Origin of the sequence: Egibacter rhizosphaerae, from assembly GCF_004322855.1 — a bacterium.
Taxonomy (GTDB): domain Bacteria; phylum Actinomycetota; class Nitriliruptoria; order Euzebyales; family Egibacteraceae; genus Egibacter; species Egibacter rhizosphaerae.
Window position 1 is genome coordinate 881,716 of sequence record NZ_CP036402.1, and the last position, 23,942, is coordinate 905,657.

General features: G+C 68.8%; 25 protein-coding genes and 3 pseudogenes. 14 read left to right on the forward strand and 14 right to left on the reverse strand.

Annotation, left to right across the window (positions count from 1 at the left end; translation table 11 throughout):
• Positions 1-356: 356 nt before the first annotated feature.
• Positions 357-1,229, forward strand: a complete 873-nt coding sequence (locus ER308_RS04135; RefSeq protein ID WP_131153812.1) for a CPBP family intramembrane glutamic endopeptidase — start codon at positions 357-359, stop codon at positions 1,227-1,229.
• A 74-nt stretch (positions 1,230-1,303) separates the two neighbouring features.
• Here ER308_RS04135 and ER308_RS04140 read toward each other — a convergent pair.
• Both ER308_RS04140 and ER308_RS04145 read right to left on the reverse strand, forming a co-directional pair.
• Positions 1,304-1,459: pseudogene (locus ER308_RS04140) on the reverse strand (ATP-binding cassette domain-containing protein); the annotation flags it as partial.
• Positions 1,459-2,127: a TetR/AcrR family transcriptional regulator gene (locus ER308_RS04145; RefSeq protein ID WP_131153813.1), complete on the reverse strand. Its 669-nt coding sequence runs from the start codon at positions 2,125-2,127 to the stop codon at positions 1,459-1,461. The pseudogene ER308_RS04140 and the gene ER308_RS04145, both read right to left, overlap by 1 nt.
• Before the next feature lie 512 nt (positions 2,128-2,639).
• Between ER308_RS04145 and ER308_RS04150 the strand changes: the two genes are divergently transcribed.
• Entirely contained in the window at positions 2,640-2,864 is a 225-nt protein-coding gene (locus ER308_RS04150) for a hypothetical protein (RefSeq protein WP_131153814.1), read from the forward strand.
• A gap of 78 nt (positions 2,865-2,942) precedes the next feature.
• On the opposite strand, the gene ER308_RS04155 is transcribed toward ER308_RS04150, so the two are convergent.
• The gene (locus tag ER308_RS04155; RefSeq protein ID WP_205745891.1) at positions 2,943-3,308 is read right to left on the reverse strand and encodes a zinc-binding dehydrogenase; all 366 of its coding nucleotides are present in this window, start codon (positions 3,306-3,308) and stop codon (positions 2,943-2,945) included.
• Positions 3,309-3,432: 124 nt separating this feature from the next.
• Between ER308_RS04155 and ER308_RS04160 the strand changes: the two genes are divergently transcribed.
• From ER308_RS04160 to ER308_RS21970, 4 genes are all read left to right on the forward strand, one after another.
• Positions 3,433-3,672, forward strand: coding sequence for a heavy-metal-associated domain-containing protein (locus ER308_RS04160; protein WP_131153816.1), 240 nt, complete (start codon positions 3,433-3,435; stop codon positions 3,670-3,672).
• Positions 3,673-3,953: 281 nt separating this feature from the next.
• Positions 3,954-5,897 (forward strand): heavy metal translocating P-type ATPase, encoded by a 1,944-nt coding sequence (locus tag ER308_RS04165; RefSeq protein WP_131153817.1) that lies wholly within the window; start codon positions 3,954-3,956, stop codon positions 5,895-5,897.
• 586 nt (positions 5,898-6,483) lie between these two features.
• Entirely contained in the window at positions 6,484-7,254 is a 771-nt protein-coding gene (locus ER308_RS04170; RefSeq protein ID WP_240732058.1) for a CPBP family intramembrane glutamic endopeptidase, read from the forward strand.
• Positions 7,255-7,691: 437 nt separating this feature from the next.
• Positions 7,692-7,910 (forward strand): hypothetical protein, encoded by a 219-nt coding sequence (locus ER308_RS21970; RefSeq protein ID WP_205745892.1) that lies wholly within the window; start codon positions 7,692-7,694, stop codon positions 7,908-7,910.
• Between the two features lie 193 nt (positions 7,911-8,103).
• Here the strand turns inward: ER308_RS21970 and ER308_RS04180 are convergent, their stop codons facing one another.
• Positions 8,104-9,162: an IS1380 family transposase gene (locus tag ER308_RS04180; RefSeq protein ID WP_131153819.1), complete on the reverse strand. Its 1,059-nt coding sequence runs from the start codon at positions 9,160-9,162 to the stop codon at positions 8,104-8,106.
• 307 nt (positions 9,163-9,469) lie between these two features.
• Positions 9,470-10,480, reverse strand: a complete 1,011-nt coding sequence (locus tag ER308_RS04185) for an NAD(P)-dependent alcohol dehydrogenase (RefSeq protein ID WP_131153820.1) — start codon at positions 10,478-10,480, stop codon at positions 9,470-9,472.
• 189 nt (positions 10,481-10,669) lie between these two features.
• Here ER308_RS04185 and ER308_RS23070 point away from each other — a divergent pair, with 189 nt between their 5' ends.
• Positions 10,670-10,786: a type II toxin-antitoxin system RelE family toxin gene (locus ER308_RS23070; RefSeq protein ID WP_131153821.1), complete on the forward strand. Its 117-nt coding sequence runs from the start codon at positions 10,670-10,672 to the stop codon at positions 10,784-10,786.
• Between the two features lie 689 nt (positions 10,787-11,475).
• Here ER308_RS23070 and ER308_RS04200 read toward each other — a convergent pair.
• The 4 genes and pseudogenes from ER308_RS04200 to ER308_RS23075 all read right to left on the reverse strand — a co-directional run.
• Entirely contained in the window at positions 11,476-11,910 is a 435-nt protein-coding gene (locus ER308_RS04200; RefSeq protein WP_131153822.1) for an SAM-dependent methyltransferase, read from the reverse strand.
• Entirely contained in the window at positions 11,907-12,332 is a 426-nt protein-coding gene (locus ER308_RS04205) for a Rossmann-fold NAD(P)-binding domain-containing protein (RefSeq protein ID WP_131153823.1), read from the reverse strand. Before ER308_RS04205 ends, ER308_RS04200 begins: the two co-directional genes overlap by 4 nt.
• 156 nt (positions 12,333-12,488) lie before the next feature.
• Positions 12,489-13,319 carry an ArsR family transcriptional regulator gene (locus ER308_RS04210; protein WP_165491807.1) on the reverse strand — a complete coding sequence of 277 codons (831 nt, stop codon included), beginning with the start codon at positions 13,317-13,319 and terminating at the stop codon, positions 12,489-12,491.
• A gap of 482 nt (positions 13,320-13,801) precedes the next feature.
• Positions 13,802-14,315 (reverse strand): annotated as a pseudogene (locus ER308_RS23075) (TCP-1/cpn60 chaperonin family protein); the annotation flags it as partial.
• Between the two features lie 141 nt (positions 14,316-14,456).
• Here ER308_RS23075 and ER308_RS21975 point away from each other — a divergent pair.
• On the forward strand, positions 14,457-14,636 hold the full coding sequence (locus ER308_RS21975; protein ID WP_205746054.1) for a hypothetical protein: 180 nt from the start codon (positions 14,457-14,459) through the stop codon (positions 14,634-14,636).
• Between the two features lie 124 nt (positions 14,637-14,760).
• Here ER308_RS21975 and ER308_RS23080 read toward each other — a convergent pair.
• From ER308_RS23080 to ER308_RS04230, 3 genes and pseudogenes are all read right to left on the reverse strand, one after another.
• Positions 14,761-15,630 (reverse strand): annotated as a pseudogene (locus ER308_RS23080) (RNA polymerase sigma-70 factor).
• Positions 15,627-16,220, reverse strand: a complete 594-nt coding sequence (locus ER308_RS04225) for a carboxymuconolactone decarboxylase family protein (protein WP_131156894.1) — start codon at positions 16,218-16,220, stop codon at positions 15,627-15,629. Before ER308_RS04225 ends, ER308_RS23080 begins: the two are co-directional and overlap by 4 nt.
• A 94-nt stretch (positions 16,221-16,314) precedes the next feature.
• Positions 16,315-17,121, reverse strand: a complete 807-nt coding sequence (locus ER308_RS04230; RefSeq protein WP_131156895.1) for an ArsR/SmtB family transcription factor — start codon at positions 17,119-17,121, stop codon at positions 16,315-16,317.
• Between the two features lie 215 nt (positions 17,122-17,336).
• On the opposite strand from ER308_RS04230, the gene ER308_RS04235 reads away from it, so the two are divergent.
• The 4 genes from ER308_RS04235 to ER308_RS04250 all read left to right on the forward strand — a co-directional run bounded on the left by ER308_RS04235 (position 17,337) and on the right by ER308_RS04250 (position 19,936).
• On the forward strand, positions 17,337-17,960 hold the full coding sequence (locus tag ER308_RS04235; RefSeq protein ID WP_131153825.1) for a winged helix-turn-helix domain-containing protein: 624 nt from the start codon (positions 17,337-17,339) through the stop codon (positions 17,958-17,960).
• Positions 17,941-18,825, forward strand: coding sequence for an SRPBCC family protein (locus tag ER308_RS04240; RefSeq protein WP_205745897.1), 885 nt, complete (start codon positions 17,941-17,943; stop codon positions 18,823-18,825). Before ER308_RS04235 ends, ER308_RS04240 begins: the two co-directional genes overlap by 20 nt.
• A gap of 239 nt (positions 18,826-19,064) precedes the next feature.
• Positions 19,065-19,415, forward strand: coding sequence for a DUF2200 domain-containing protein (locus tag ER308_RS04245; protein WP_131153826.1), 351 nt, complete (start codon positions 19,065-19,067; stop codon positions 19,413-19,415).
• 89 nt (positions 19,416-19,504) lie between these two features.
• Positions 19,505-19,936 carry a VOC family protein gene (locus tag ER308_RS04250; protein ID WP_131153827.1) on the forward strand — a complete coding sequence of 144 codons (432 nt, stop codon included), beginning with the start codon at positions 19,505-19,507 and terminating at the stop codon, positions 19,934-19,936.
• 522 nt (positions 19,937-20,458) lie between these two features.
• On the opposite strand, the gene ER308_RS04255 is transcribed toward ER308_RS04250, so the two are convergent.
• Positions 20,459-22,141: an IS1634 family transposase gene (locus ER308_RS04255; RefSeq protein WP_131153828.1), complete on the reverse strand. Its 1,683-nt coding sequence runs from the start codon at positions 22,139-22,141 to the stop codon at positions 20,459-20,461.
• 377 nt (positions 22,142-22,518) lie between these two features.
• Between ER308_RS04255 and ER308_RS22705 the strand changes: the two genes are divergently transcribed.
• On the forward strand, positions 22,519-22,644 hold the full coding sequence (locus tag ER308_RS22705) for a hypothetical protein (protein WP_276319872.1): 126 nt from the start codon (positions 22,519-22,521) through the stop codon (positions 22,642-22,644).
• A 58-nt stretch (positions 22,645-22,702) separates the two neighbouring features.
• On the opposite strand, the gene ER308_RS04260 is transcribed toward ER308_RS22705, so the two are convergent.
• Positions 22,703-23,500: a hypothetical protein gene (locus ER308_RS04260; RefSeq protein WP_131153829.1), complete on the reverse strand. Its 798-nt coding sequence runs from the start codon at positions 23,498-23,500 to the stop codon at positions 22,703-22,705.
• Positions 23,501-23,580: 80 nt separating this feature from the next.
• Between ER308_RS04260 and ER308_RS21365 the strand changes: the two genes are divergently transcribed.
• Positions 23,581-23,730, forward strand: a complete 150-nt coding sequence (locus ER308_RS21365) for a hypothetical protein (RefSeq protein ID WP_165491808.1) — start codon at positions 23,581-23,583, stop codon at positions 23,728-23,730.
• Positions 23,731-23,942: the final 212 nt, after the last annotated feature.

Below are 23,942 nucleotides of genomic sequence, written 5' to 3' on the forward strand. Positions count from 1 at the left end.
TCGCGTGCCCGGCTGGTGAACACAAACTCACCCAGCGCGGCGACCAGCAGGAGCAGCAGACCCGCGCGCAGCGCCAGTCGCATACTCGCAGCGGCCTGAACGCGCACGAACGACAGGAGCGTAACCGCTGCTCCGCCAGGTTCATCTTCACTTCCCGGTCGACCGCACCGAAGGAATGGGCGATCAACTAGATTTAATGGTTGACCAGCCGGTCTCTAGGTTGAACGCCAGAGCCGGATGCGCCCCACCCAAGCAACTCGCCCGAATCGATCGTGGCACCGACGGCAGCGCGGTTCGCGACAGGATCATGCCTCCGCCGGTCACCGCGACGAACGGAGACGAACGGAGGCGAACGGATGACCACGATGATCGGCACGGGCCGCCGCCCGAACGTAGTCGTTCGGCTCGCGGCGGTGATCACGGCGAGTCTGCTGATCTGGCTGGCGATGGGATGGCTGGCCGACACGGCGTTCGCCGCATGGCCGCCGAACATTGCCCACACCGCCAACGCCGTGGTCGTGTTAGTCCTGGCGGTCCCGATGGTCATAGCCGCTCGCCGTTACCTCGACCGGCGCCCCTGGGCAGGCCTGCGGGTGACCGGGCCCGGCGAGGGCTGGCGGCCGTTGGTCGTGGGCGCGGTGTCGTGGCTGGTCCCGGGGGTGGCTGGCATCGTGCTCGCGGTGTCGCGGGGATGGGTGCAGATCTCGGTCACCGGGCCGGTGACAACGCTGGTGGGCACCGTCGGACTGCTCGTCGTGCTCGTGCTGGTCTTCGAGGCCTTCCCCGAGGAGGTGATCATGCGCGGCTACGTCTACCGCAACCTCGCCGCGGCGATGCCACCATGGAGCGCGGTCGCGGTCCAGACGCTGCTGTTCACCCTGTTCGGGACCGTCCTCTGGACGGTCACGGCCGGCTGGACGGCCGCTGCCGAACAAGCGGGCATGTTCGTGGGGATGGGCGCGGTACTGGGCTGCATCCGTGTCATGACCGGCAACGTGTGGGCCTGCATCGGATACCACCTCGTCTTCCAGGTCGCCGCGCAGCTGCTGCTCGGCGACCGGCACAGCATCGTCACCGTCGACGGTGCGCAGACGCTCACGCTGGTCGCGTTCGCGACCGCGTTCGCCATCGGACCGATCATCACCGCGCTGCTGTCACCCAACGATGCCAACTGGAGCCGTCCCGAACCCGACGGCACTCCAACGCGTCCCACCGGCATGGCCAGCTGACCGGCAATGCGCTCGTTAACGGCTGCGTGATCATCGTCCCGATCGGGGGGAGCCACAGGCCCCCGCGACCCGGAACCGAGCAGGATCCTGATGGTGGTGGACTTGCCCGCGCCGTTCGGCCCGAGAAACCCATGAACCTCGCCAGGCTGCACGGTCAGGTCGAGGCGGTCGAGCGCGCGGTGGGTGCCGAAGGTCTTGACGAGTTGGCGGATGCCGATTGCGGCGGACATCAGGTCCCCTCTTCTGGCGCGGCGGTGCGGATGGTGCGGACGGTTTCCCTGATGCCGCGGCCCGTATCCGAGTCGGCGAACTCACCCATGGCGGAGTACACGTCGAGCATGGCCATCGGTATGCGGCCCGATCGGAGGCTCTCCTCCGGGGTCAGGCCAAAGCGGCGGCTGATCCACTCGATGAGCAGCGCCGTGCTCATGTGCATCGCGGTCATCATCGTGGCGGCGTCGTCAGCGGAATCGCTTCCCGGCGGGAACCGCTCCGGCCAGGCCGAGGTCAGGAACTCCCGTGTGCCGGCGGCCAAGTGGTCGAACACCTCGTCAGCAGTCTGCGAGCCCTCGAGCGCCGCCCGAGAGAGGTAGCGCATGAGGAGTGGGCCTTCCGCGAACAGGTCGCCGAGGGCGTTCGCATCCGCCAACTGACCCTTCTCGTGCAGATGCAACACCCGACGGTTGAAGACCTCGATCACCAGCTCATCGCAGGCCACCCGCAGCCCGGCCTTGGTGCCGAAATGATGCTGCACCAGGCCGAGGGACACCCCCGCCGCGGAAGCGATCCCCCGCATCGTCGCGCCTTCGATGCCCTTCTCCGCGAACTGTTCGAGTGCGGCATCCCGGATCCGAGCACGGGCGGTCAGATCCGAAGGCTCGTAGTGGTGGGTACCCATGCGATGGACGATACGCTCGTATCGGAAGCACGTCAACCGTATTGTAACAACCCGCCCGAGGGCCGCCCGGGTGCGCTGATGGCGTTCGTGAACGGCGCCGAGGCCCTCGCGCTCGGGCGGCTCGAACCCTCGGCGCGGCGCGGATCCTCGGCGCCCGCGCGCGCTTCTTCGGTCCTCGCGCCGCGACCCCGATCGACTGTCACGAGACCGCCTGGCAACAGCAGCGCTCGACCCGCTGCGGGTACTTCGCGCACGTTTCCCCGGGAACGTGGACCCAGCACGGCGCCGCGCCGCGCCGCCCCGTTGGCCGGGTGCACTGGGCGACAGCGAGACCGCGACCTCCTGGGTTCGGCTAATGGACGGGGAGTCTCCTCGGGTGAGCGTGCGGCGGCGGAGATGCTCGGGGCCCTTCCGTCGCGCACGGGATCGTGAAACCCCCACGTGTGGATCGGCCAGGCCCGGGTAGCCCGGGGACGCCCGACGCAACGAAGCCAACACGAAAGGGAGACCCTATGTCCGAGCAACCGCGTCAGCGCGAGGGGATGCTGGAGACCGGCCAGGCTGCGCAGGCGGCCGGACAAGCCGGCGGAGTGGCCGGTGGCGCCGCAGGCGCGGCTGGTGGAGGCATGATCGGCTGGGCGATCGGCATGAACGGCGGCATGATCGTCGGGTTGGTCACCGGCATGTTCCTGGGGCTGGCCATCGGCCGCAGTCGCAGCGGGCGGCTGAGCGGCTAGCTGTCCTCGAGCCGCGGCGGGCCGCACCGGGGGTGTGCCCGCCGCCGGCCTGAGCCTACGGCGACCCCCGCCGCGCGATCAGGCGGGGCGGATGAGGATCTTGCCGATGGCGTGCCCCGACTCGACCTCTGCGAGGGCCTCGCGGGCCTGCTCGAGCGGGTAGCTGCCGGTGACGTGCGGGTCGACGAGGCCGTACTGGATGACGCTGGTCATCTTCTCCATCGCCTCCGGGTCGCGCTGTCGGGTCGCACCGCCGAGCTCGGTGACGGCCGGGTCGGCGGCCGACATCACGGGGGCGAGGTCGGTGGCCAGACGTGCAGCCTCACGCAGGGTCTGACCGCCGACCAGATCCACGACCAAGTCCACACCCTCAGGCACCACGTCACGGACCTGTGCAGCGAACCCGTCACCCGAAGCAACGTGGGTGGCTCCGGTTGACTCCACCAGGCGGCGTTTGCAGATCGGGGTGTGGTTACCTGACCTAGGTCAGACTCGCGCGTGGCGGTGGGCCTAACGTTGCTCTTGCCAGACCACAGGCAAGGGACACATCGGAAAGGGAATCACCACCATGAGCACCACGACCTCCAACCCCACCCGCACCGTGCTGCGCGCCGAGGGCTTCTCCTGCCCCTCGTGCGTGTCGAAGATCGAAAAGCGAGTCGGCCGTGTCGACGGCGTGTCCAACGTCAAGGTGCATTTCGCGTCGGCCCGAATCGAGGTCGACCACGACCCGGACGTCGCTAGCGTCGACCAGCTGGTCGCCGCCGTGGCCAAGGCGGGCTACACCGCTCGGCCGACCGCCTTCTAAGGCAGCGTCGAACGGCCTTCGCCCGGCCCCTATCGGGGCCTTGCCGGGGTTCACCCAAGTCCTCAACCGTTCTACCCCCGGCCCGGACCTGGCACCGCCTGCGGGATCTCACGATCCCAGGCGGTGCCAGCTGCTGTGACGCCCCGGTCCTCGGGACAGACGAACCGAATCGGCCTGCGGCTACATGACCTGCATCAGTCTCGCGTCGTAGCCGCGGCGCACACTGAGCATCGAAGCCCGCACACGGCGGGTGAACGCAGACCAAGCAAGGAGCAACCGCTATGGACACCCTGCGTAACGGCCGGTGGACGGTCCCAGCGATCTCAGGAGCGCTGATCGTCGTCGGGTTGCTGGCCGGTCGGCTCGCCGGCGTCGACGCCATCGGCGACCCGGCGATGATCGTGGCCGCGATCGTGGCGGGCACCCCGATCGTGATCAAGGCCTGGCGCGCGCTGCTGGCCAAGGTCGTGGGCATCGACCTGCTGGTCAGCATCGCCGCGATCGGCGCGATCGTCATCGGCGAGTACTGGGAGGCAGCGGCGGTCACGTTCCTGTTCGCCATCGGCAATGCCCTCGAGTCCGCCACGTTGAACAAGACCCGGTCGGCGCTGGCCGAACTGGTCGCGGTCGCGCCCGACGTCGCCGTGGTGCTGCGCGAGGGCGAGCAGGTCACCGTCGACGCAGCCGAGGTCGCCGTGGGCGAGACCGTGCTGGTCAAGAGCGGCGCCAAGGTCCCCGTCGACGGCGAGGTCATCGACGGCACCGGGGCGTTGGACGAGGCATCGATCACCGGAGAGTCCATCCCCGTGGAGAAGACCGCCGGCGATCAGGTGTTCGCCGGCACGATCTCCCAGGGCGGGTTCTTGCAGGTGCGGGCGACTGGCACCGGGTCGGACACGACGCTGGCGCGGATCATCCACCGCGTCGAGGAGGCCCAGGACGCCAAGGCGCGCACCCAGCAGTTCATGGATCGCTTCTCGGCCTGGTACACGCCCGCGATCATGGGACTGGTCCTCGTGGTCGGCCTGGCCACCGGCAACGTAGTGCTGGCCTTCACCCTGCTGGTCATCGCCTGCCCCGGCGCGTTGGTGATCTCTATCCCGGTGTCGATCGTGGCCGGCATCGGGCGGGCCGCCAGGGACGGCATCCTGATCAAGGGCGGCGAGTACCTTGAGACCTCGGCCAAGGTCAGCGCCGTCGCGCTCGACAAGACCGGCACGCTGACCCGCGGTCGCCCACAGTTGACCGATGTGGTCGCGCTCGACGCCGACAGCGAGCGAGCCGACGTTCTGGCCTGGGCTGCCCGGGCCGAGGCCGGCTCCGAGCACCCCCTGGCCCGGCCCATCCTGACCGCGGCCGCTGACGAGGGCCTGGACGTGACCGGTCTGCCCGACACGACCGAGCCGATCGCCGGCAAAGGCATCGCCGCCACCATCCAGGGGCGGCGGGTCCTGGTCGGAAACGCCGCTTTGCTCGACCAGCACCACATCGTCGACGTGGTCGGCGCCGGCGAGATCGCCGCGACGCTGGCCGCCGCGGGGCGCACGCCCATGATCGTCGCCCTCGACGACCGGGTCCTCGGCGTACTCGCCGTGGCCGATCAAGTCCGCGAGGGGGCCGCGCAGATGGTCACCGACCTGCACGAGGCCGGGGTCGACACCGTCGTCATGCTCACCGGCGACGCTCCGCTCGTCGCCCAGGCCGTCGGGCAGGCCGCCGGCATCGACGAGGTCCGCGCCGGCCTGCTGCCCGAGGACAAGCTCGACGCCGTCGCCGACCTCCAGCGTCAGGGCCACACCGTGGCCATGGTCGGCGACGGCGTCAACGACGCCCCCGCGCTGGCCACCGCCGACATCGGCATCGCCATGGGCGCGGCCGGCTCAGCCGTGGCGGTCGAGACCGCCGACATCGCCTTGATGGCCGACAACCTGGGCAAGCTGCCCGAGGCCGTCGCCCTCGCCCGGCGCACCGTCAACAACATGCGCCAGAACATCACCGTCGCATTGGGAACCGTCGCGGTCCTCCTCGCCGGCGTGCTCTTCGGCGACGTCACCATGTCGGTGGGCATGCTCGTCCACGAAGCATCCGTCCTGGTCGTCATCGCCAACGCCATGCGCCTGCTCCGCCACCAGCCCGCCCCCAGCACCCGCGCGGCGACCGGCTCCGGGGCCCCGGCGTCTGCCGGATCCACCCCGGAAACCGCCCTCGGGGCCAAGACGCGCTAGCGACACCTTGCCTCCCTGGCCCACCGCCGCTGCGGCGTCGAGGACGCCCGAGGGTTGATCGACTAGCCAGCAAGGCCCGCTACAACGCCGTCATCCGCCTCCTCCTGCGAATGGGCGCGCCGCTGGGCCCGATGGCCTTGCTCACCGTCGCCGGTCGGCTGAGCGGCAAGCCGCGTTCCACGCCCATGGCGTTCGTCGTGCGGCTGCGCTTGTCTCCCACCCCGGCACCGAGGGCTGGTAGCCTTCGGCGCCCGGCTCGTCGTCCGCGGTGCGATCCCCGGGATCACCCCTGAGACGTTGGGAGATCCGCCTCGACGGCGCGGGCAGCTACCCCGGCGACGCGCCATCCGGGACGTCAGGTGGAAGGAGGCCGTCACCGACTGCCCCGGCATCGACGCGGCGGACCCAGCCGGCGGGACTGCCCAGTCTTTGGCTAGCCTCGGGCTGGGCAGCGGACGGCTACGTGGTGGAGGGTCCGAGGGTGGCGGCAGGTGGCCGTTGGGCGTCCGAGGGGACCGGACCCGAACGTTCTGTCGAGGCACATGGGCCGGGTCCCGCCGCCCTGGTAGTTATCTGTTTGCTGGTGATGGCGATGCCGCTTGGTCTCGCGGCTGCGGATACGCTCGTCGGCATCAGTGTGCGCGCTGCGGCCGCGATCTCCGGCCTCGTCGCGATGGCGCTTGCTGCGCGCGTACGGAGCCGCGCCGCCCTCGACGTCGGCTTGCTCACGGTGCTCGGCAGTCTCATCGGATTCGCACCGTGGCTATGGCAATGGCCGCCCGTCATCGCACTGGGGTGGGTCGCCCTGACCGCCCCGGTCAGTCGGCGACTGCTGGGGCCAAACCCGGATGGCACCAGGAGCTGGCGGGCATGGGCTCCGCTGGGCCGCCCCGACCCGGCCACGTGGCTGCTCACCGCAGTGACAATCCTCGCTTCGGCATCTGCGTTGCTGGCATGGGCTTGGTTGGCCGACTTGGACACTCCGGTTCGGCGCGCCTTCCTGGAACAGCTCAACGAGTTGCCGATCTGGGTAGTGGCGGCGTGGCTCGTTGCCTTCCCGTTGGTCAACGCGGCGGTTGAGGAAATCATCTATCGCGGCGTCGTGCAGGGAGCGCTGCAGCAGACGCTGGGGAAGGCGACCTGGGCGGTCCTGTTGCAAGCGGTAGTGTTTGGTGGTGCGCACTATCATGGCAACCCGGGTGGCTTCGCCGGCGTAGTATTGGCAACAGGCTACGGCGCGATGCTCGGGGTGATCCGCCTGCGCTCGCGAGGATTGCTCGCCCCATGGATCGCGCATGTTTGTGCGGACATCACCATTGCGGTGGTGCTCCTAAGCCTCCTGGCGCAGCAGTTCTAACTTCAAGTTGTTCCCGGGGGGTGTTTACGCATTCTCTGCGATGCGTTCATACAACCCCACCTCAACTTGTTCTGACGCCCTCCAATCGCGAACCTTGGCCGGGTCACGCCCCGTAGGGCTGAGGTTTCGGGGGTAGCAGGCCTCGCTCCACTTCGCCCGCGCTGCGGCACTACGCGAGGAGGCGAGGGCCTGCTCGGCTCTCTCGTCTCGCGATCCCCGTCGATGATCGCGAGGTTCGTCGTGATCGCCCACTGCGGCCGACCGTTCAGCGGCGATGACGAGCAGAGCGCTTCCATCCCGTGCTCGGTGACGAGCTCGCGCGCCGCTTCGAGGATTTGTGAGCGCCGCGCCCCGGCGAGCGGTTCGCCACGCCGCGCGAGACCTCCCCGCGCCGGGAGAGACTGCGACGTGCGTTCGACAAGTACGGGGTGGCCGGCGTGAGCCTGCTGGGCCAGTCCATCCTCCCCAGCCAGATCACGTCGATGGCGCTCGTCGGATTCGGCGCCTCCAAACGCGCGGTGATCGTGTGGCAGGTCGTATCCATCACCCACTGGGGGTCGCGTCGGGGTTCCCGCCGCCGTCGGGGGTGGATCTGCTCGACACGGCGTGACCCCGCCGCGTCGAGCGCGAGCCCGCACGGGCCAGGCGAGCGCTAGCCTCGATTATTCGTGGGGGTGCTGGCGGGTCCGTTCGGTAGCGACGTGTGGCCCTTGAGGTCGGCGGGGGTCGTCCAGGATGCCGGTCGGGCCGCCGTGGTGCTTGCTTGGGTGGCTCTTCGGGCAGCGCGAGCTGGCGGGGTGACCGCTTGTCGTGCTGGGCTGGGTTGTCAAGGTGCGCGGGTCGGTGGGGTCAGGCGGGTGCGGGCGGTAGGGCGCGCAATCGCTGGAACGCGGCGAGCAGTTCGGGGGTCCAGGGCCAGTCGGCGGCCAGCCGCAGGATGGTGCGCCGGCCGCTGCGGACCACGCGGGCGGCGGTGTGTAGCAGCTGGTAGCGCAGCCGTTTGGGTTCGGCTCTGGCCAGCTCCCCTGAGAGGGTCAGCGTCTGGGTCCGGACCTGCAGGTTCATGGCGGTCAGGGCGAGTTGGAGCCAGACGGCGTTGCGGTCGTAGTCGTCGCAGGGCAGGTTGCTCATGCCGAGGTCTTTGAGGTTGCGGATGCGGTCCTCGGCGCGGGCGCGGGCCCGGTGGCGCTGCTCGAGGACGGCGATGTCGGCGTCTGGCTGGTCGGTGAGCAGCGCGGTGAACCGGTAGCCGTCGATGTCGTCGAGGCTCTGCTGCGCGCCGGGGTGCAGCGGTTCGCGGCGGATGATCAGCCGGCTGCCCGCTGGATACTCGGACAGGTCGATCATGCCGGTGGCCTCGGCGACCGCCGCGCCCTCGCGCAGCTGTCCGTCGGCGGTCAGCGCCGGTTCCCACACCGAGGTGTGCCAGGCCAGCGTGCGGATGACGGTCTTGACCCGTTCGGAGAGCTCGAAGGAGACCGAGAAGCCGCAGCCGGCCGCGACGGTGTGGGCGAGGAAGTCTTTGGCGGCGTAGCCCACATCGCCGCGCACCACGACCTCAACATCGTCGGCGAGCTCGGGGAGCCCGGCCAGGGCGGCGTCGAGCAGGCAGATGTGATCGGTGGCGGTGTTGGACCCGGCGTTGCCCGGGCCCAGCAGGCTGGCCAGCGCCTCGCCGGTGCCGTCGCCGCGGTCAACAAACGCCAGATCCGGGTGGTAGCCGAAGCTGTCCTTGTAGGTGCCCGCCGCCCCGTCCTTCTCCGAATGGGCGGTCACCAGCGGGGCGCCCAGATCGATGCACAACGGCTCGTCGCTGTCGGCGTCCAGGGCCGGCGGAGCGCCGCCGGGCAGACCCCACACATGCGCCCGAACCCGCGCCAGCCGCCGCCTCGACGAGCGCAGCGACATCCCCGCGCACGACCGGGCGGAGCGTCACGATCCCGTCGCTCATGACTGCGGCTGCGGCCGTGCGGTTAGATCCCGGCATCTTGCCATCGTAGAGGCAGTGGTTGACGCCCCCGACGTTCCCTTGCCGAGGAGCAGGATGCGCTCGACGACGCACAGCGGGTTGCTCACAGCGATCTAACCACCCTCATCCTAGGCAACCAAGGCGCCCCTCGCCGGGTAGGCCGGAAGTCGATCGGACACGCTTGCCGCCACTCTCAGTGGCCTGTTCGAGGGCCCAGGTCGCGCCTTGAGCGTGGGCGCTGATGCCCTACGGCACGACGACGATCCGCCCCACCGCCTGTCCGGAGGCGAGGAGCTCGAGGGCGTCGGGCACCTGCTCGAGCGGGAAGGCACGCGCGACGACGGGCGTGATCGCGCCGTCCTCCAGCAGGTCGCGCAGGCGCGCCATCGACGCCGTGCGGTCGGGCGCCTTGAACGACGGTCGCGGCAGCCGCCGCTCCACCGGCGACCGAGCCATCAACCCAAACATTCTCGGGATGCTGCCCAGCCACCGCCGACCCTGCGCCCCAAACTGGTCATGGCCGATCAACCCGTACGCGCCGTCGTCGGCCAGCACTCGCCGGTACGCCGAGAACGGATGGTTGCCCACCACGTCGAACACCAAGTCATAGCGGTCGCTGCTGCGCGTGACGTCGTCGGTCGTGTAGTCGATGACGCGATCCGCGCCGAGCGCGCGCAGCAAGTCCAGCTTGCGGGTGTGATCCACCGCGGTCACCTGTGCACCCCACGACCGTGCCAGCTGCACGGCGATGGCACCCACCCCGCCGCCGGCCCCGTTGACGAGCACCCGTTGGGAAGGCGCTTGGTCCTGGTCGGGCAGGTTCGCCAGCGCGATGAGCCCGGCAGTGGGCACGGTCGCGGCCTGCTCGAACGTCACCTGCGACGGCTTGACGGCCAGGGCGTCCTCTGCCACCGCCACGTACTCGGCGTACGCGCCACCGTTGCGCCACTGCATCCCACCGAGCGTCTCACCCAACACCTCGTCACCGGGGCGCAACCGCGTCACCCCCGCCCCCACCGACTCGACCTCCCCGGCCATGTCCGTCCCAGGCACAACGTTGCTGGGGCGGCGCACGCCCGAGCCCATCAGACGCAACGCCCGCGGCAAACCGGTCACCACGTGCCAGACATCCGGATGCACCGATGCCGCCCGCACCCGCACCAGCACCTCACCATCCCCGAGCGACGGCAGATCGAGCTCGCGCACCCCCAGAACCTCCGGCGGCCCGCCGTAGCCCAACTGCACGACAGCTCGCATCACAGCCTCCACGCGTTCCCGCACGAGCACGGATCACTTCACTTCACGGCGCGTTCCCGCTCCTGCGCCGCATGCCCGATGCGCGCCTCGAATATCCCGCAGCTACCCGCCCCGTGCAACACGGCACAACATCCCGCGGAACCTCCGTCGAGTCCAACCTGAGGTGGCTGTAGCGGGCGACGGACCGGGCTGCGGTCCTACCGGGTGGGGGCCTACCGGATCATCTACCAGCTGCGCGACGCGACCACCGTGCGCGTGGTCGCGATCCGCCACCGCGGCCCAGCGTACGACACCGACCCTCGCTGATGAACGCAGAAGCGAGCAAGCCCTGTCCGACAGCCCCCCACCGCGCCTGCGGACCAACCTCCCTTGCCAACGCCGCCCCGCTGGGTTCGGTCTGCGGCCGGGCGGGTTTAGGCCGTGCGGGCGGGGTGTTCGGTGGCAGGTTCAGCTCGCGTAGTATTCGCTCAGAGATCCTTGGAAGGAAACGGTCATGCATTCGGATGGTGATCCTCCCGGCAATGATCCTCTGGGCTCCTCCCCGGAGACGGTGGGAGGCATGCGTACTGCCCGAGGTGCCCCTCGGTGGATCGCGCTGGTGCTGCTAGTGGTGGTGGCGCTCGGCATCCTTGGCGGCGTTGTAAGCATGATAATCAACTGGATTGTGTGACTAACCGTTGCCGCCACAGTGGACCGACGCGTGGGCCCGAACGGGACGGTCTATGGGGGTTTGTACATGGGCGGGTAGAAGTGGCCGACGCTCGCGTCGATGACCTTCTTCAGCTCGTATCCACCCATCGGGCGGATCGACAGCAGTCCGAGGAGAGCGAAACGTCACGATATGGAATGATACCATACACATTCGTGGTATCATACTGACGCGGTGTGCGTCGCGTCCTCGCCTCGCCTACACGATCAAGACCCCGACCTTGCATGAATGGTGTCGCGATATCCGGAAGTCTGGATTCCCGGTGTCGGGGCTGCGGCCGGGCGTGTCAGCTTCGGCGCGGTGGGAGTTGGATCTGGCGCAGGGGGGTGCCCCCGTCGATGAACAGCTGGCCCTGTGGGGTGAGTGCGTCGGCGACCTGTTGGAGAGCGATCTGGCGAACTTCTGGGTGTCTCCCGTCGAGGGTGCCGACACGAACGGCGAAGGCCAGGTCGTAAGGCTCCTCGTTTCCGAGGAGTTCGAAGTCCTCGACGGCGACGCAACGGACGCTCATGAGGCCGGCATCGATCTCGGCGGCGTTCCTCTCGGCCAAGGCGATGCTCTTGGCGGAGCGGTCGATCATGAGGATGTGCCCGTCACCAATGCGCCTGGCAACGGCCTTGGCGGCAGCGCCTGGGCCCCCGCCGATCTCCAGGACCCGCATCCCGGCTCGCAGCGGAAGAGCGTCGACGATCGCTTCCAGGCGTGGAGACAGCGGGCTCATGCCGGGATGTCCCCGGGTTCGGTGATTCGGTAGTGCCGGGCGAGATCGGCGGTGGTCACGGTGTGTCCCGAGCGCTCGTTGGACGCGGGGTCGTTCCACAGAGCGGTGAGGACGCGGCCGACGTGTTCGACCGAGTCGCTTCCGGGTGGGAGCGGGTTGTCGCCGAAGGCCACGAGGATGGCTTCGGTGCGGGTAAATCCGGGGGAGACCGTGACCGCGGCGACGTCGTGTTCGGCGAGATCGCATGCGGTGGCTGCGCCGAGGGTGCCAACGCCCTGCATGGCCAGGTCATAGAAGACGTGTCCACTGCCGTTCTCGGGCAGGGCGTAGCCGGTGAGCACCAACATCCCTTTCCGTTCGATCAGCAGCCCAGCTGCGTGGCGGGCGGTGACAAGGTGGCTGCGCAGGCCGGCCTCGACCATATGGGCCAGTGCACCGTGCCGGGAAGATCCGAGTGCTTGTGGTGGCGGCTCTCGCGGTCGGTGACATGCCTAGTGACGCCTGTCTCAGCAAGCATCAGCGCGGTGCCTCGGCCGATGCCACGGGCGCCGCCCTGACCGGAGCAATCTTCTGCTTGCTCACGGCGCGCTCCCGTAGGCTTGGATCGTCGGTGGCTGGGCGTTCGTCCCCGTGACCCCGTACGACTCGCCGTCCTCGAGGAGCGCCTTCAACCGGTGCAGCAGGTCGCGCCAGCCGTCGTCGTAGCTGTGCTGCGACCCAGGGCCGAAGGCGCCGATGCTCTCGTGTTCCAGGTCGATGCGGGTGCCACCGGCCCGTTCGGTGAGTGTGAACCGGACGGTGCCGGTCACGGCGTCTCCGAGCCCGATCCGTCCGGTCCACGCGATGGACCGATCCGCGGCGAGCTCGGAGACGGTGCCCCACGCGGCCTCTTCGTCGTCAGCGTGTTCGCTCACCAACCCGCCCACGCGCGGTTCGGCGGTGATGCGGGTCTCGGCCCGGTCGATCAGCAGGCAGGGCGATCCCCACCACGGCGAGATGTCACCGGTGAGCGCCTCGAAGCAGCGTGGTGCTTCGGCAGCGATGTCGATCTGCTGGGCCACGTGCAGTCGGCGGAGGTCCATGAGCGTCTCCTCACCGTTCGATTCGAGCTGATCGCGCAGGCCATCCAGAACGGTGGCGTAGTGACGGTCGATCGGGCGCAGCCAGCCGATCGTGGCCTGGTAGAGGGCTGAGGCGTTGAGCGTGTTGTGTCGCTCTCGCCCGTACGCCGTGACCAACACCAGGCCGGCCTTGCGGAGCACACCGAGGTGGCGCTGGACCGCGAACCGGTCCACGCCCGTCGCCTCGACGATCGCACCTGTGGTGAGGGGCCCGGAGCGCAGTAGATCGATGATTCGCCGCCGCCCGGGGCTGGCGAGGGCCTGCCACACCGCGTCACGATCCTGCACCTCACCCTCCGACAATACGTGCGCTGTACCGCACATATTACAGGAGCCGTCCGCCGGAGTCGAGAGCGGTCCGCCGCATGAGCACGATCGCGGAGAATGCACCACCGGCAGGGTGGGACTATCGAAGTGCCGGAATGGCGCTGGGCGCGCCGTTGCTGCAGGTGATGCGGGCGCGCTATCGCGGTTCGTTGGCCTTCACTTCGGGGTGGGCCGTAGGCGTTGCGCGCGGCGCCGGATGTGAGCGAGGTTCGGGGGACAGCGAGGAGGATCGGGCCAAGGTGGGTCCAGACCAGACCAAGAACCCGATAGCGATGCCTTCGAGCGAGCTGGGCCGGCCAGCCCGGGCCGGGCGGGGGACCCAAGCCCGGACCAGAACGGTCTGGACGCCTGCGCCGGCCCTGCTGCCGAGGCGGGACGGACGCGAGGAGGGCCCCGCCGTTGCCGGCGGAGCCCTCCCCTGCGTACTGCAGAGCGTCAGACGATCAGAAGCCCATGCCGCCCATGTCGCCCATGCCGTGGTCGTGACCGCCACCGGCAGCCTCGCCCTCGGGCTCGGGCTTGTCGGCGATCAGCGCCTCGGTCGTGAGCAGCAGGCTCGCGATGGACGCGGCGTTCTGCAGCGCGGACCGGGTGACCTTGGCCGGCTCGACGACGCTGACCTTGAGCAGATCCTCGTAGTCGCCGGTCAGGGCGTTGAGGCCCGAACCTGCCTCCATGCCAAGGACCCGCTCGACCACCACGGAGCCCTCGAGACCCGCGTTGCCATCTTCGACGGCCGCACGCGTCGCGACAGGGCGTCCTCAATGCGGTGCTTGAGCTCCTTGAGCTCGGTCTCCGTCGCAGCGCCAACCTTGACGACCGCCACACCACTGGAGAGCTTCGCGAGACGCTCCTGAAGTTTCTCGCGGTCCCAGTCCAGTCGGTCTTCTCGATCTCGGCCTTGATCTGGTTGATGCGGCCCTTGATGTCGTCGTCGGAGCCTGCGGCCTCGACGATGACGTGGTTGCCGTGAGGGACGGCGAGGTACCCGCGAGGCGCGGCCGGACCCTCGTGCGGGCCCAGCGGAGGCGGTCGGCTGCGCGGCCCGACGCCAGGGACAGCCGCAGCGCTGCCGCCCATGACCCGGACGCCGGCTTCGTGGAGTTCGGCCACTTGGTTGCGCAGCCGCTGGTGTTCCTCATCCGACGCCGCCACCTCGCTGACCGCCGGGTCGGCACGAAGGAGCCGACGGCGCTGCCGCCGATGCGGAAGTCGTACTCAGGTCGCATCATCCCGCTCGCCCTCGCCGATTCCCGCGTGGTTGACCAACCATACTGAGCGAGTCACACGCGATCCCCGCCTCGAGCGACGCACCACCACGCTGTTCGCCGCGCTGGCGCTCGCCACAGGCACCGTGACCAACGCACGCTCCCCCCTTCGCGGTGCTGCGCTCTGACTCCTCTCACCTCGCGAGCGAGGCTGGATGGTCGAGTCGGGCCAGCTTGTGCGGGTTGTTGATCGCGTAGAGCCGTGAGACCCGGCCGTCAGCGACGACCAGACTGAGCGCCGCGTGGAGTTCGCCGTCGAGTTCGATCCGGATCGCCGGGGCGCCGTTGACCCACGTCGTGTTGGCGCGGAGGCCGGGTGCGGCTGTGACGAGGCCGGCAAGGAACCGGGCCACCCGATCGGCGCCGGTGACCGGGTGACGGACCGCCGACACGAGGCCCCCTCAGTCGGCGATCGCCGTGACGTCGGGCGCCAGCACCTCGAGGAGTGCCTGCACGTCCCCGGTGTGGAGCGCGGCCAGGAACCGCTCCACCACGACGTGCTGCTCGGTCGCGCTCACCTCCATGCGAGGTTGGCGAGGCATCACGTGCTCGCGACCCGGTGTGCGATCTGGCGGACCGCCGCCTGCGACTTGCCGATCGTTGCGGCGATCTCGGCGTAGGGGACGCCGAACACCTCGCGCAGGACGAACACCGCGCGCTCCGTCGGGCCGAGCGTCTCCAGCACCGTGAGCATCGCGATCGAGACGCTCTCGGCGAGCGCGACGTCATCGGCCACGTCGGGGCTGGTCAGCAGCGGTTCGGGAAGCCATGGCCCGACATAGTCCTCGCGCCGGCGGCTGAGCGTGCGCTGCCGGTTGAGCGCCTGCCGGGTGACGACCCGCACCAGGTAGGCGCGCGGATCGTGCACCTCGGCCTGGTCGACGTTCGCCCACCGCAGCCAGGCCTCCTGCACGACATCCTCGGCATCGCTGGCTGAGCCGAGCAGCTCGTAGGCGATCGTGAACAGCAGGCTGCGGTGGGAAAGCGAACGGGTCGTCGCTCATGCCGAGGTTGGTAGGTCGTTGCTCGGGTTGGCCATCGGCGGCAACCCACAGGAGGTTGAGAACCCCTGAGCCTCGATGCCCAGTGCGACGTTCGTGCGCGCCGTCTGGTTCGCCAGCGAGATGAAGGCGGTCAGCTCGACCAGCGCGGGCGCGCCGAGCTGGTCGAGCAGCTGTGCGGACATGTCGTCGGTGACGGTTGGCGGGGTCTGGCTCATCGCCTCCGCGTAGGCCATCACCTCCCGCTCCAGCGGGGTGAACAGTTCCGACTCCCACCAGCGCGGGATCTCGCGCACCTTGGCCTCCTCGAGGCCTTCGTCGTGGGCCATGAAGTAGCCGAGGTCCAGGCAGAAGCTGCAGCCGACCAGGCTGGCCACCGCCATGTGGGCGAACGACTTCAGCTGCTCGTCACACTCGTTCCACCTGGTCGTCTTGTAGCCCATGCCCATGCTGGCCTTGAGCACTCGCCGGTTGTGCCACAGGACGCCTAAGCCATCGGGCACCACGCCAAACCGCTTCTTGCTGAACCGCTTCATCAGCGTGCCGTACAAACCTTCGATCGGTGCCGGGGGGACCCGGGTTCCGTTCGCCATGTCGCTTCCTGTCGTCGCGGACGTCGACATGAAGACACCGGTCGTGCCCTGACTGTGACACCTGCCCCTCGCACGTGGCGCGGCTCTCGCCCTCCTACCGGTCGGTGGTTGCAGCCGGGGTGTCGGCCTCGAGCAGGGTCTTGAGGCCGGAGAGGATCATGATCCAACCTCCGCTGACGCTCTCCAGCATCTTGCTGTCCGGTGTGTCGAAGTCGTCGTGGATGATGGTCAGCTTGACGCCCAGCTCAGCCACCTCGGCCGGCTCGATGTCGAAGGTGACCTTGGACCGTTCCTGGCGAGCCGCGTCGAACTCCTCGTCGGAGTCGAACAGGTCGCGGTGCATGGGTTGGAGGGTGTGCCAGGTGTAGGACAGCCGTTTGCCGGGCTCGGCTTCGAGCACGCGCTGACCGAGCTCCTCGAACTCGCCGTCCGGATCCGACTTCCACCGCACCGGCGATCCCACCTGCCAGTCCGATCGCGGTCCGGTGGCCCCCATGTAGACGTCGGTGAACGTGGGGTCGGTCAGCGCTTGGTAGAGCTTGTCGGCCGTGGTCTGGATGTAGATCACGTAAACGAACTTCGGTGTGGTCACAGCGGTTCCTTCCAGATCGTGCTTCAGGTGGACGAGGGTGGCCAGGCGTCCCCGCTCGTATCGGCTGATCCAGCGATCGGCGACCTGGTGGATCGGCACGGGGTTGAGGTAGTGCAGCTTCTCGCGGCCCCGCCACACGGTGGTGACGAGGTTGGCGGCTTCCAACACTGCGAGGTGCTTGCTCACCGACTGCCGCGCGATCTCGAGTTCGGCGCACAGCTCGCGCAGGGTCTGGCCGTTGCGGGCGTTGAGCCGGTCGAGCAGCCGCCGACGACTCGCGTCGGCCAGCGCCTTGAAGACGGCGTCCATAGCGCCTTCCCGTTTCGTGCAGCCGGGCGGCTGCATGAAAAGAGAAGCAGCCATATGGCTGCCTGTCAAGGTTCGCAGCCTCGTGGCCGGCTCTCCGAAGTCGGGCGGCACCTGATCGAGTAGGCGGGCACCGGCACCCTCGGCCGCAATCTGGCCTGCGTCGCGGGGCGCGCGAGGCCTTTGACAACAATATTTGTCGCCGGTAGGGTCGCACCATGATGGACATACGGGTCATCGACGAGCCCGCCGCGGCGAGTGTGGCGCTGGATCCCGTGCGAAGTCGGCTGCTCGCGGAGCTTCGCGAGCCGGCATCCGCCGCAGCGCTGGCCGAGCGCGTCGGGTCGCCGCGGCAGAAGGTCAACTACCACCTGCGGAAGCTGGAATCGCATGGCCTGGTCCACATGGCAGGCGAGAAGCAGTGGGGCGGGCTGACCGAGCGCCGGCTGGTGGCGACCGCGTCGGCGTATGTCGTCTCTCCCAGCGCGCTCGGCCCGGTGGCCGCCGACCCGGAACGGCAGATGGACCGTCTGTCCGCGAGCTATCTCATCGCGCTGGCAGCCCGTGCGACGCGCGAGGTCGGCGATCTGGTCGGTCGGGCCCACAAGGCCGGCCAACGGCTAGCGACCCTGTCGGTGGACACGGTGATCCGGTTCCGATCATCACAGGAGCGGGCCGCGTTCAGCAGTGAGCTGACCGAGGCGATCAACCAGCTGGTCGCGAAGTACCACGACGAATCCGCGCCGGATGGGCGCTCGCACCGGCTTGTGCTCATGGCACACCCGTTGCCTCAGCCACGCGTTCCGAAGGAAGGAGGCAACGATGCCTGTGCACGAGAATGACGATGGCCACCGGTCTGTCGAGGCGGCCGTCGAGGTTCCCGGCTCGCCCGAGGACGTGTGGCGTGCGATCGCCACGGGTCCTGGCATCTCCTCGTGGTTCGTGCCCACCACCAGCGACGAGCGCGTGGGCGGTGAGACCGTAAACAGCTTCGGGCCGGGCATGGATGCGGTCGCGAGGATCACCGAGTGGAACCCGCCGCACCGCTACGCCGCCGAGTCCGAGGAGCCGGCCGAGACCGAGGAGGGACCGGGAACGGTCGCGACGGAGTGGATCGTCGAGGCGCGTGACGGTGGCAGGTGTGTGGTGCGTGTGGTGCATCGCTGGTTCGCGGAAACCGACCGGTGGGACGGCGAGTTCGAAGGTCACGCTTACGGATGGTCGTCGTCGTTCTTCCGCATGCTGCGGCTCTATCTCACGCATTTCGCAGGGCAGAAGTGCTCGGCCTTCGATCTGGCAGCCTTCAGCAACACGCCTCCGCCCGAAGCGTGGCGCACGATCAAGAGTGCGGTGAGGATCGACGAGGAGGCGCGCCGGGTCGAGGCACCTGCGGGGGCTCCCGAGCTCTCGGGCGCTGTGGAGAGTACGGAGATCACCGACCCGGACCTGCTGGGTGTCCGCGAAAGCTCACCGCAGATCCGCGCCGCCCTCGAGGGCATGGGAGGCGAGGAGCCGGAACTGCTCCTGCGCCTGGAGCGGCCGGCGCCGGGGATCGCTCACCTGTTCCTCATGCCGATGGGCGAGCAGACCATGGTGTCGATCCGCTTCTTCCTCTACGGCGATCAGGGTGCCGCGGCCGCAGCGGACGCCGAGCAAGCATGGAACGACTGGCTCGCAGCACGGTTCCCCCAGGACGCGCCTGCATGATGGCCGCGAGCCTGCGTGCCGTCGGAGTCGTCGCACCGGCATCGCGGTTGCGCTCGTTCTGGTCGCGGTCGAGATGCTCAGCGGAACCGCGCATCGGTTTCCCTCCCCGAAGACCTTGAAGGGATTCGCGAGGAGATCCGTGCGCCGGGCGGCCGCACGATCGCGGTCGCGGCAGCCGCTGTGTACGACTATCGCTTGTCGAGTCGGGGTGCGATCACAGCCACAGGATGGAGACTTGGATGACCAAACCTCGGATCTATACGACGAGTTTCGCAACCATCTATCCCCACTATGTGACGAAGGCGGAGAAGAAGGGACGCACGAAAGCCGAGGTTGATGAGATCATCCGTTGGTTGACTGGATACAGCCAAACGGTGCTGGAGAAGCAACTAGAAGAGTCAACGGACTTCGAGACCTTCTTCGCAGAGGCCCCTGATCCAAACCCTGCACGGGATCAGATCAAAGGTGTAGTCTGCGGCGTCCGAGTGGAAGACATCGAAGAGCCAACCATGCAGGAGATCCGCTACCTGGACAAGCTGATCGACGAGCTGGCGAAGGGAAAGGCCATGGAGAAGATCCTGCGGGAATGACAACGACGCGGCTGCTCCCGGCGGATCTGGGATGGGAAAGCCGCGGAGCAGCACACGACAACCTACCGATGATATGTGCGGAGGTCTTCATGGGACGCGCCGTGGTGCACTTCGAGATCGAGGGCCGTGATGCTGCCACGTTGCGAGCGTTCTACGGCGCCCTGTTCGACTGGCAGGCCAATGTCGACCCCGACAATCCGGCGGAGTACGGCCTGATCGACCGTGAGGAGAACCTCGACGCCACAGGAAGCGGTCTTGGAGGTGCGATCAGCCGGGTCCCCGACGAACCGTCGCCCTCATGGAACGGGCCGTCGCGAGCGGAGGGATATCCCGGCCATGTCACCGTGATCGTCGAGGTTGCGGATGTGGAAGCGACCTTGCGCCAGGCCGAAGCACTGGGTGGTACACGGATGCAAGGCCCCGATCCTCTCTTTCCCGGAGTCCAGATCGGCAAGTTCCTCGACCCCGAACGCCACCTAATCGGTGTCATCACCGCACAAGGCCAGCCACCCTCTGAATAGGCGTCCCCATCTCACGGAGTGACCGCACCATTGTCTTCCTTACGGGCGAGCAGACCGCCGTCGACGATCTGCTCGCCCTCGAGGGCTCACCCACCCGCGCTCCGTCGTCGAACAACTGCAGACCATCCCGGCAAGCGCCGCAGTGCAGCGGAGTTCTCGGGGGCGTTGGACCGCGGTCGCGGCAACCGTATTGACTTCTGCCGGAGTGGCACGCTGCACGGGGCTCGCCCCTGACCGCCTCGACGTCCCAACGCTCGCGGTAGGGCTCCATGGCCGAGGTCAAGGTGTCATTGTCCGGTGCAGCCGGGCCCGGGGGCCAACGGTTTCGGGATCGACCTCGATTAGCCCTCTGAAGAAGGGGTGGTCGATTAGCTCAAGTGCTACAACCGGACTTCCGCAGCAGTGGTCTGGCTGAGGGCGGCGAATCTGGGGTGTGACCTGCGGGAATGCCGGTTCGGCTAGGAACAGGGCGTGTCACTAGACCCGCGGGTGGGCTGGGGGTGTCGTGGGGGTGGGGTGTTGCTAGGCCGCGGCGTCTCGGGCGAGGGTGATGTCGCTGAACGCGGGCGGTTCGGCGACGTCGAGGGCGGCGAGGATGCGCTGCTGCTCTGGCGTGGTCTCGGTGCGCCGGGTCACGGTGGCGGTGGGGCTGGCAAACGTGCCGAGGTGCAGGGCGTCGAGTTCGTCGCGCAGGTTGCGCCACATGTCGCCGGTGGCCGTCTCGGCGATGCGGATGAGCAGCAACGCGAGCCAGCAGAGGGTGACGTGGACGCGGATGCGGTCCTCGAGGCGGTGGTAGATCGGGCGCAGGTCGAGGGTGTGCTTCATGTCGCGCCAGCCGGCTTCGACTTCGGCGAGCTGCTTGTAGCCCAACGCGACGTCCTCAGGCGTGAGGCTGGGATCTGAGGTGCGCAGCAGGAACTTGCCGTCGAGCTTGGCCTCAGCGGCGACCGCGGTCTGGTCGACGCGCAGCCGCCCGCCCTTGGTGACCCGCAGGAAGCGGTGCAGCCCCGGCTTGGTGCGCAGCTCGCCGCGCAGCTCGGTGCGCCGCGTGGCAGAGAGCGCATCGGAGCCTGAGATCCGCTCGGACAGCTGGGCGACGAGGCGTCCGCGGATGGCTTGGTCGCGGTCGGCTTGCTCGGGGTTGTGACAGATCACGAACCGGTCCGAGGTGTCGTCGAGGGCGACTTCCTTGACGCGCAGGTTGCCCGCGACCTGGCGGTAGCGGCCCTGCCGGGACAGTGCCGCCTGGGCCTCGGGCGAGTGTGAGCGGAGCTTCTCGCCGAGGATGTAGTGCCCCCCGGCGCGCTGCAGATACCGGCGGTTCTCCGCCGAGGCGAACCCGCGGTCGCCGACCCACACCACCCTCGAGAGCTGCCAGGCGCGCAGGTCGTCCTTGGCCTGGCGGATCAGCGCGGCATCGGCGGTGTTGCCCGGCCACACCCAGCAGCGGATCGGGATCCCCTCCCGGGTGACCGCCAGCCCGACCACGACCTGCGGCAGATCGCCGCGGTGGTCCTTGCTGTTGCCGTGACTGCGCAACCCCGCCTGCGTCTCGCCGTCACCGTCGACGGCGACGTCGGGCTCGTCGAGCTCGAAGTACGTCGAGGTCGTATCGAACAGGATCAGATCGGTCTCGAGGTTCAACAGGTTGGCCACGCTTGAGTACACCTGCTCAGCGAGGGCGCCCTCGACCTCGACCAGCCGGTCCATCGCCCGGTAGCACGCGTCATCGCTTGTCCCCTCGAGCCCGGGGACGGCGGCCTGACTGCCCACCCACCGGGTCGCCGCGGCGTGCTTGCTCATCGGCTCCAACGCTCGGTTGGCCACCAGCGCGAACAGCACCCGCTCAGCGGACGCGTCCAGGCGGCGACCCTTGAGCAGCGCGCGCAGGGTCTGATCGATGCCCAGCTGGCGCCACAACCCATCCAGCGTCCACGCCCCCCCGTACCGCGCCGAGGACTGCCACACCAGCGCCTCCGCCGCACCCGCCTCAGCCAGCTGCCGCTCGGGCGACAGCAGCCGACGCAGCGAGCCGATCAACCGCTCGACCGCGTCGGGATCGAGCTGGTCCTCGCGGCCGAGGTTGTGCAGCACCTTGGTGACCGACCGGCCCCGAGAGGCGTCCCACTCGTTGTGGCACAACTGCACGTACACGACCTCGCTGCCGTCCTTGCGCCGCCGCGCCGACCGCCTGATATACATGACTAGCACCCTAGCCGATACACACCGCACAACCAAGCACCCACACCTCAAACGTGTGACTAGGCCGATCGCGGCCTCGGCAGCACCCACACCCCGCTGACCAGCACCATCACCCGCGCCTACCCCCAGAACCCGCCATCAGCTGCGGAACTCCGGCCAGGTTGCGGCCGCCAGACGCGCTGCACGAGACGGCACCCGCGGGCTCTCGACCCTCCCTGTGGCGGACTGGTTCTCGCCGATCCATCGCACGGGGTCGGACGCGGAACATCTCGGCGTCGGGGCAGGGCTGAAGGCGGTCCCGCGGCAGCTGGCGGAGAAAGTCAGTGCTATCGCGCTTCGGCTGGCAGTTCGGCAGTGACCGCAAGGAGGTCCCAGCCATGCAGCCAACGTCCCTCGACCTCGCGCTCACCCCACGTGTCGACAGTGTTGTAGTAGCCGACCCGTTCGAGGACGTCGTCACCGTCGAGGAAGACGACCTCACGGTCGGTGGGGCCAGGTCGTAGGCGACGTCGCCGAGATCGATCCGGTAGGCGTCACCGACTTCGGCGACGAGCGGGCCGACTACGTCGGGATCGGTGAGCTCGCCCACGAGCTCGCCCTCCTCGATGTCGGCGGCTTCGCGGTCGGCCAGTGGCCAGGGCGGCCAGGGTCGGTGGGCACGTCGCGGATCTCGATCCGGTCGGTGCCGGCGATCTCCAGGCCGGCGGGCGGGCCGATCCCGTCGCCGGACGCCGCAGCGCTGCCGGCCTGCTCATCGCCGGCACCGGCAGGGTCGGCGTCCTCGGCGGGGTAGGCCACGGCACGGCCCTCGACGTCGGTGAGGTTCTCGGTGGACACGTCGATGCGCTCGATGGGCAGCTGGGCGGGGTCGGGCAGCCGGTCACGGTCGACGGCCACCACCAACCGGTACGCCTGGAAGTCGTCGGTGCATGCCTCACCCTGGTCGGCAGTGGAGGCCAGCGCCACCTCGATCCGGTCGTCGGTCGTCTCAATCCCGGTCACCCAGGAGGGGCAGGTGCCGGACTGCCCGGACGAGTAGACCACGACCGCCTGCCGATCGAGGTCGACCGACTCGAGCCGGGCGTAGCGGCCGGGTTCGGCTGGGTCGCCGTCGGCGTCGGGCAGCGACTGCGGCACGTTGTCTTCCCACGCCCGCTGGGCCGTGCGCTCGTCGGAGGCGATCTCGACCAGCGCGTAGGCGTGGCCGGCGGCGTCCCGAAGCCCGTCGCGCCACCCCTCCGCCTTCGCCAGCACCACGACGCCGCCCCCGGCGGCATCCTGCTCGCCTGGCGTTCCGCCGCATCCGGTGACAACGACGGCGGCGACCGCGAGGACACCGACCCATCCCATCATGCGCATGATCGCCCTCCCTTTTCGGAGTGAGACGACACCCACGGCCTGCCAGTTCCACCCAACGCTAGGCCAAGGTGTCCGCCCGCATGGGGCAAGTCCAGCCGGTCACTGCCCAGATGCGGGACGAAGAGCGCCACTGGTCGGACGAGGCGTTTCAGGTGACCAGCGACACCATCGCCGTCGAGAATGAGACGGCGGTTGCCGAGTCGAGGTGTTCTACGGCGAAGAACCATTGACTAGGAATTTTCCGCGTCGCGTGGATGATCCGATTCGTTGAGACGGACCCTGTCACTCCTCCGAGGGGTGGCCGTTTCGCTATCGAACGCGATGGACGATCGGCACATGTTCCACGCCTGCATGGATCTTGCGACGCCCCGGGAGCTGACGAGGCCGCTGATCCGCGGGCAACGGGGGCGTCGGCAAGCCCGCGGGCCTCGATGTGGATGGA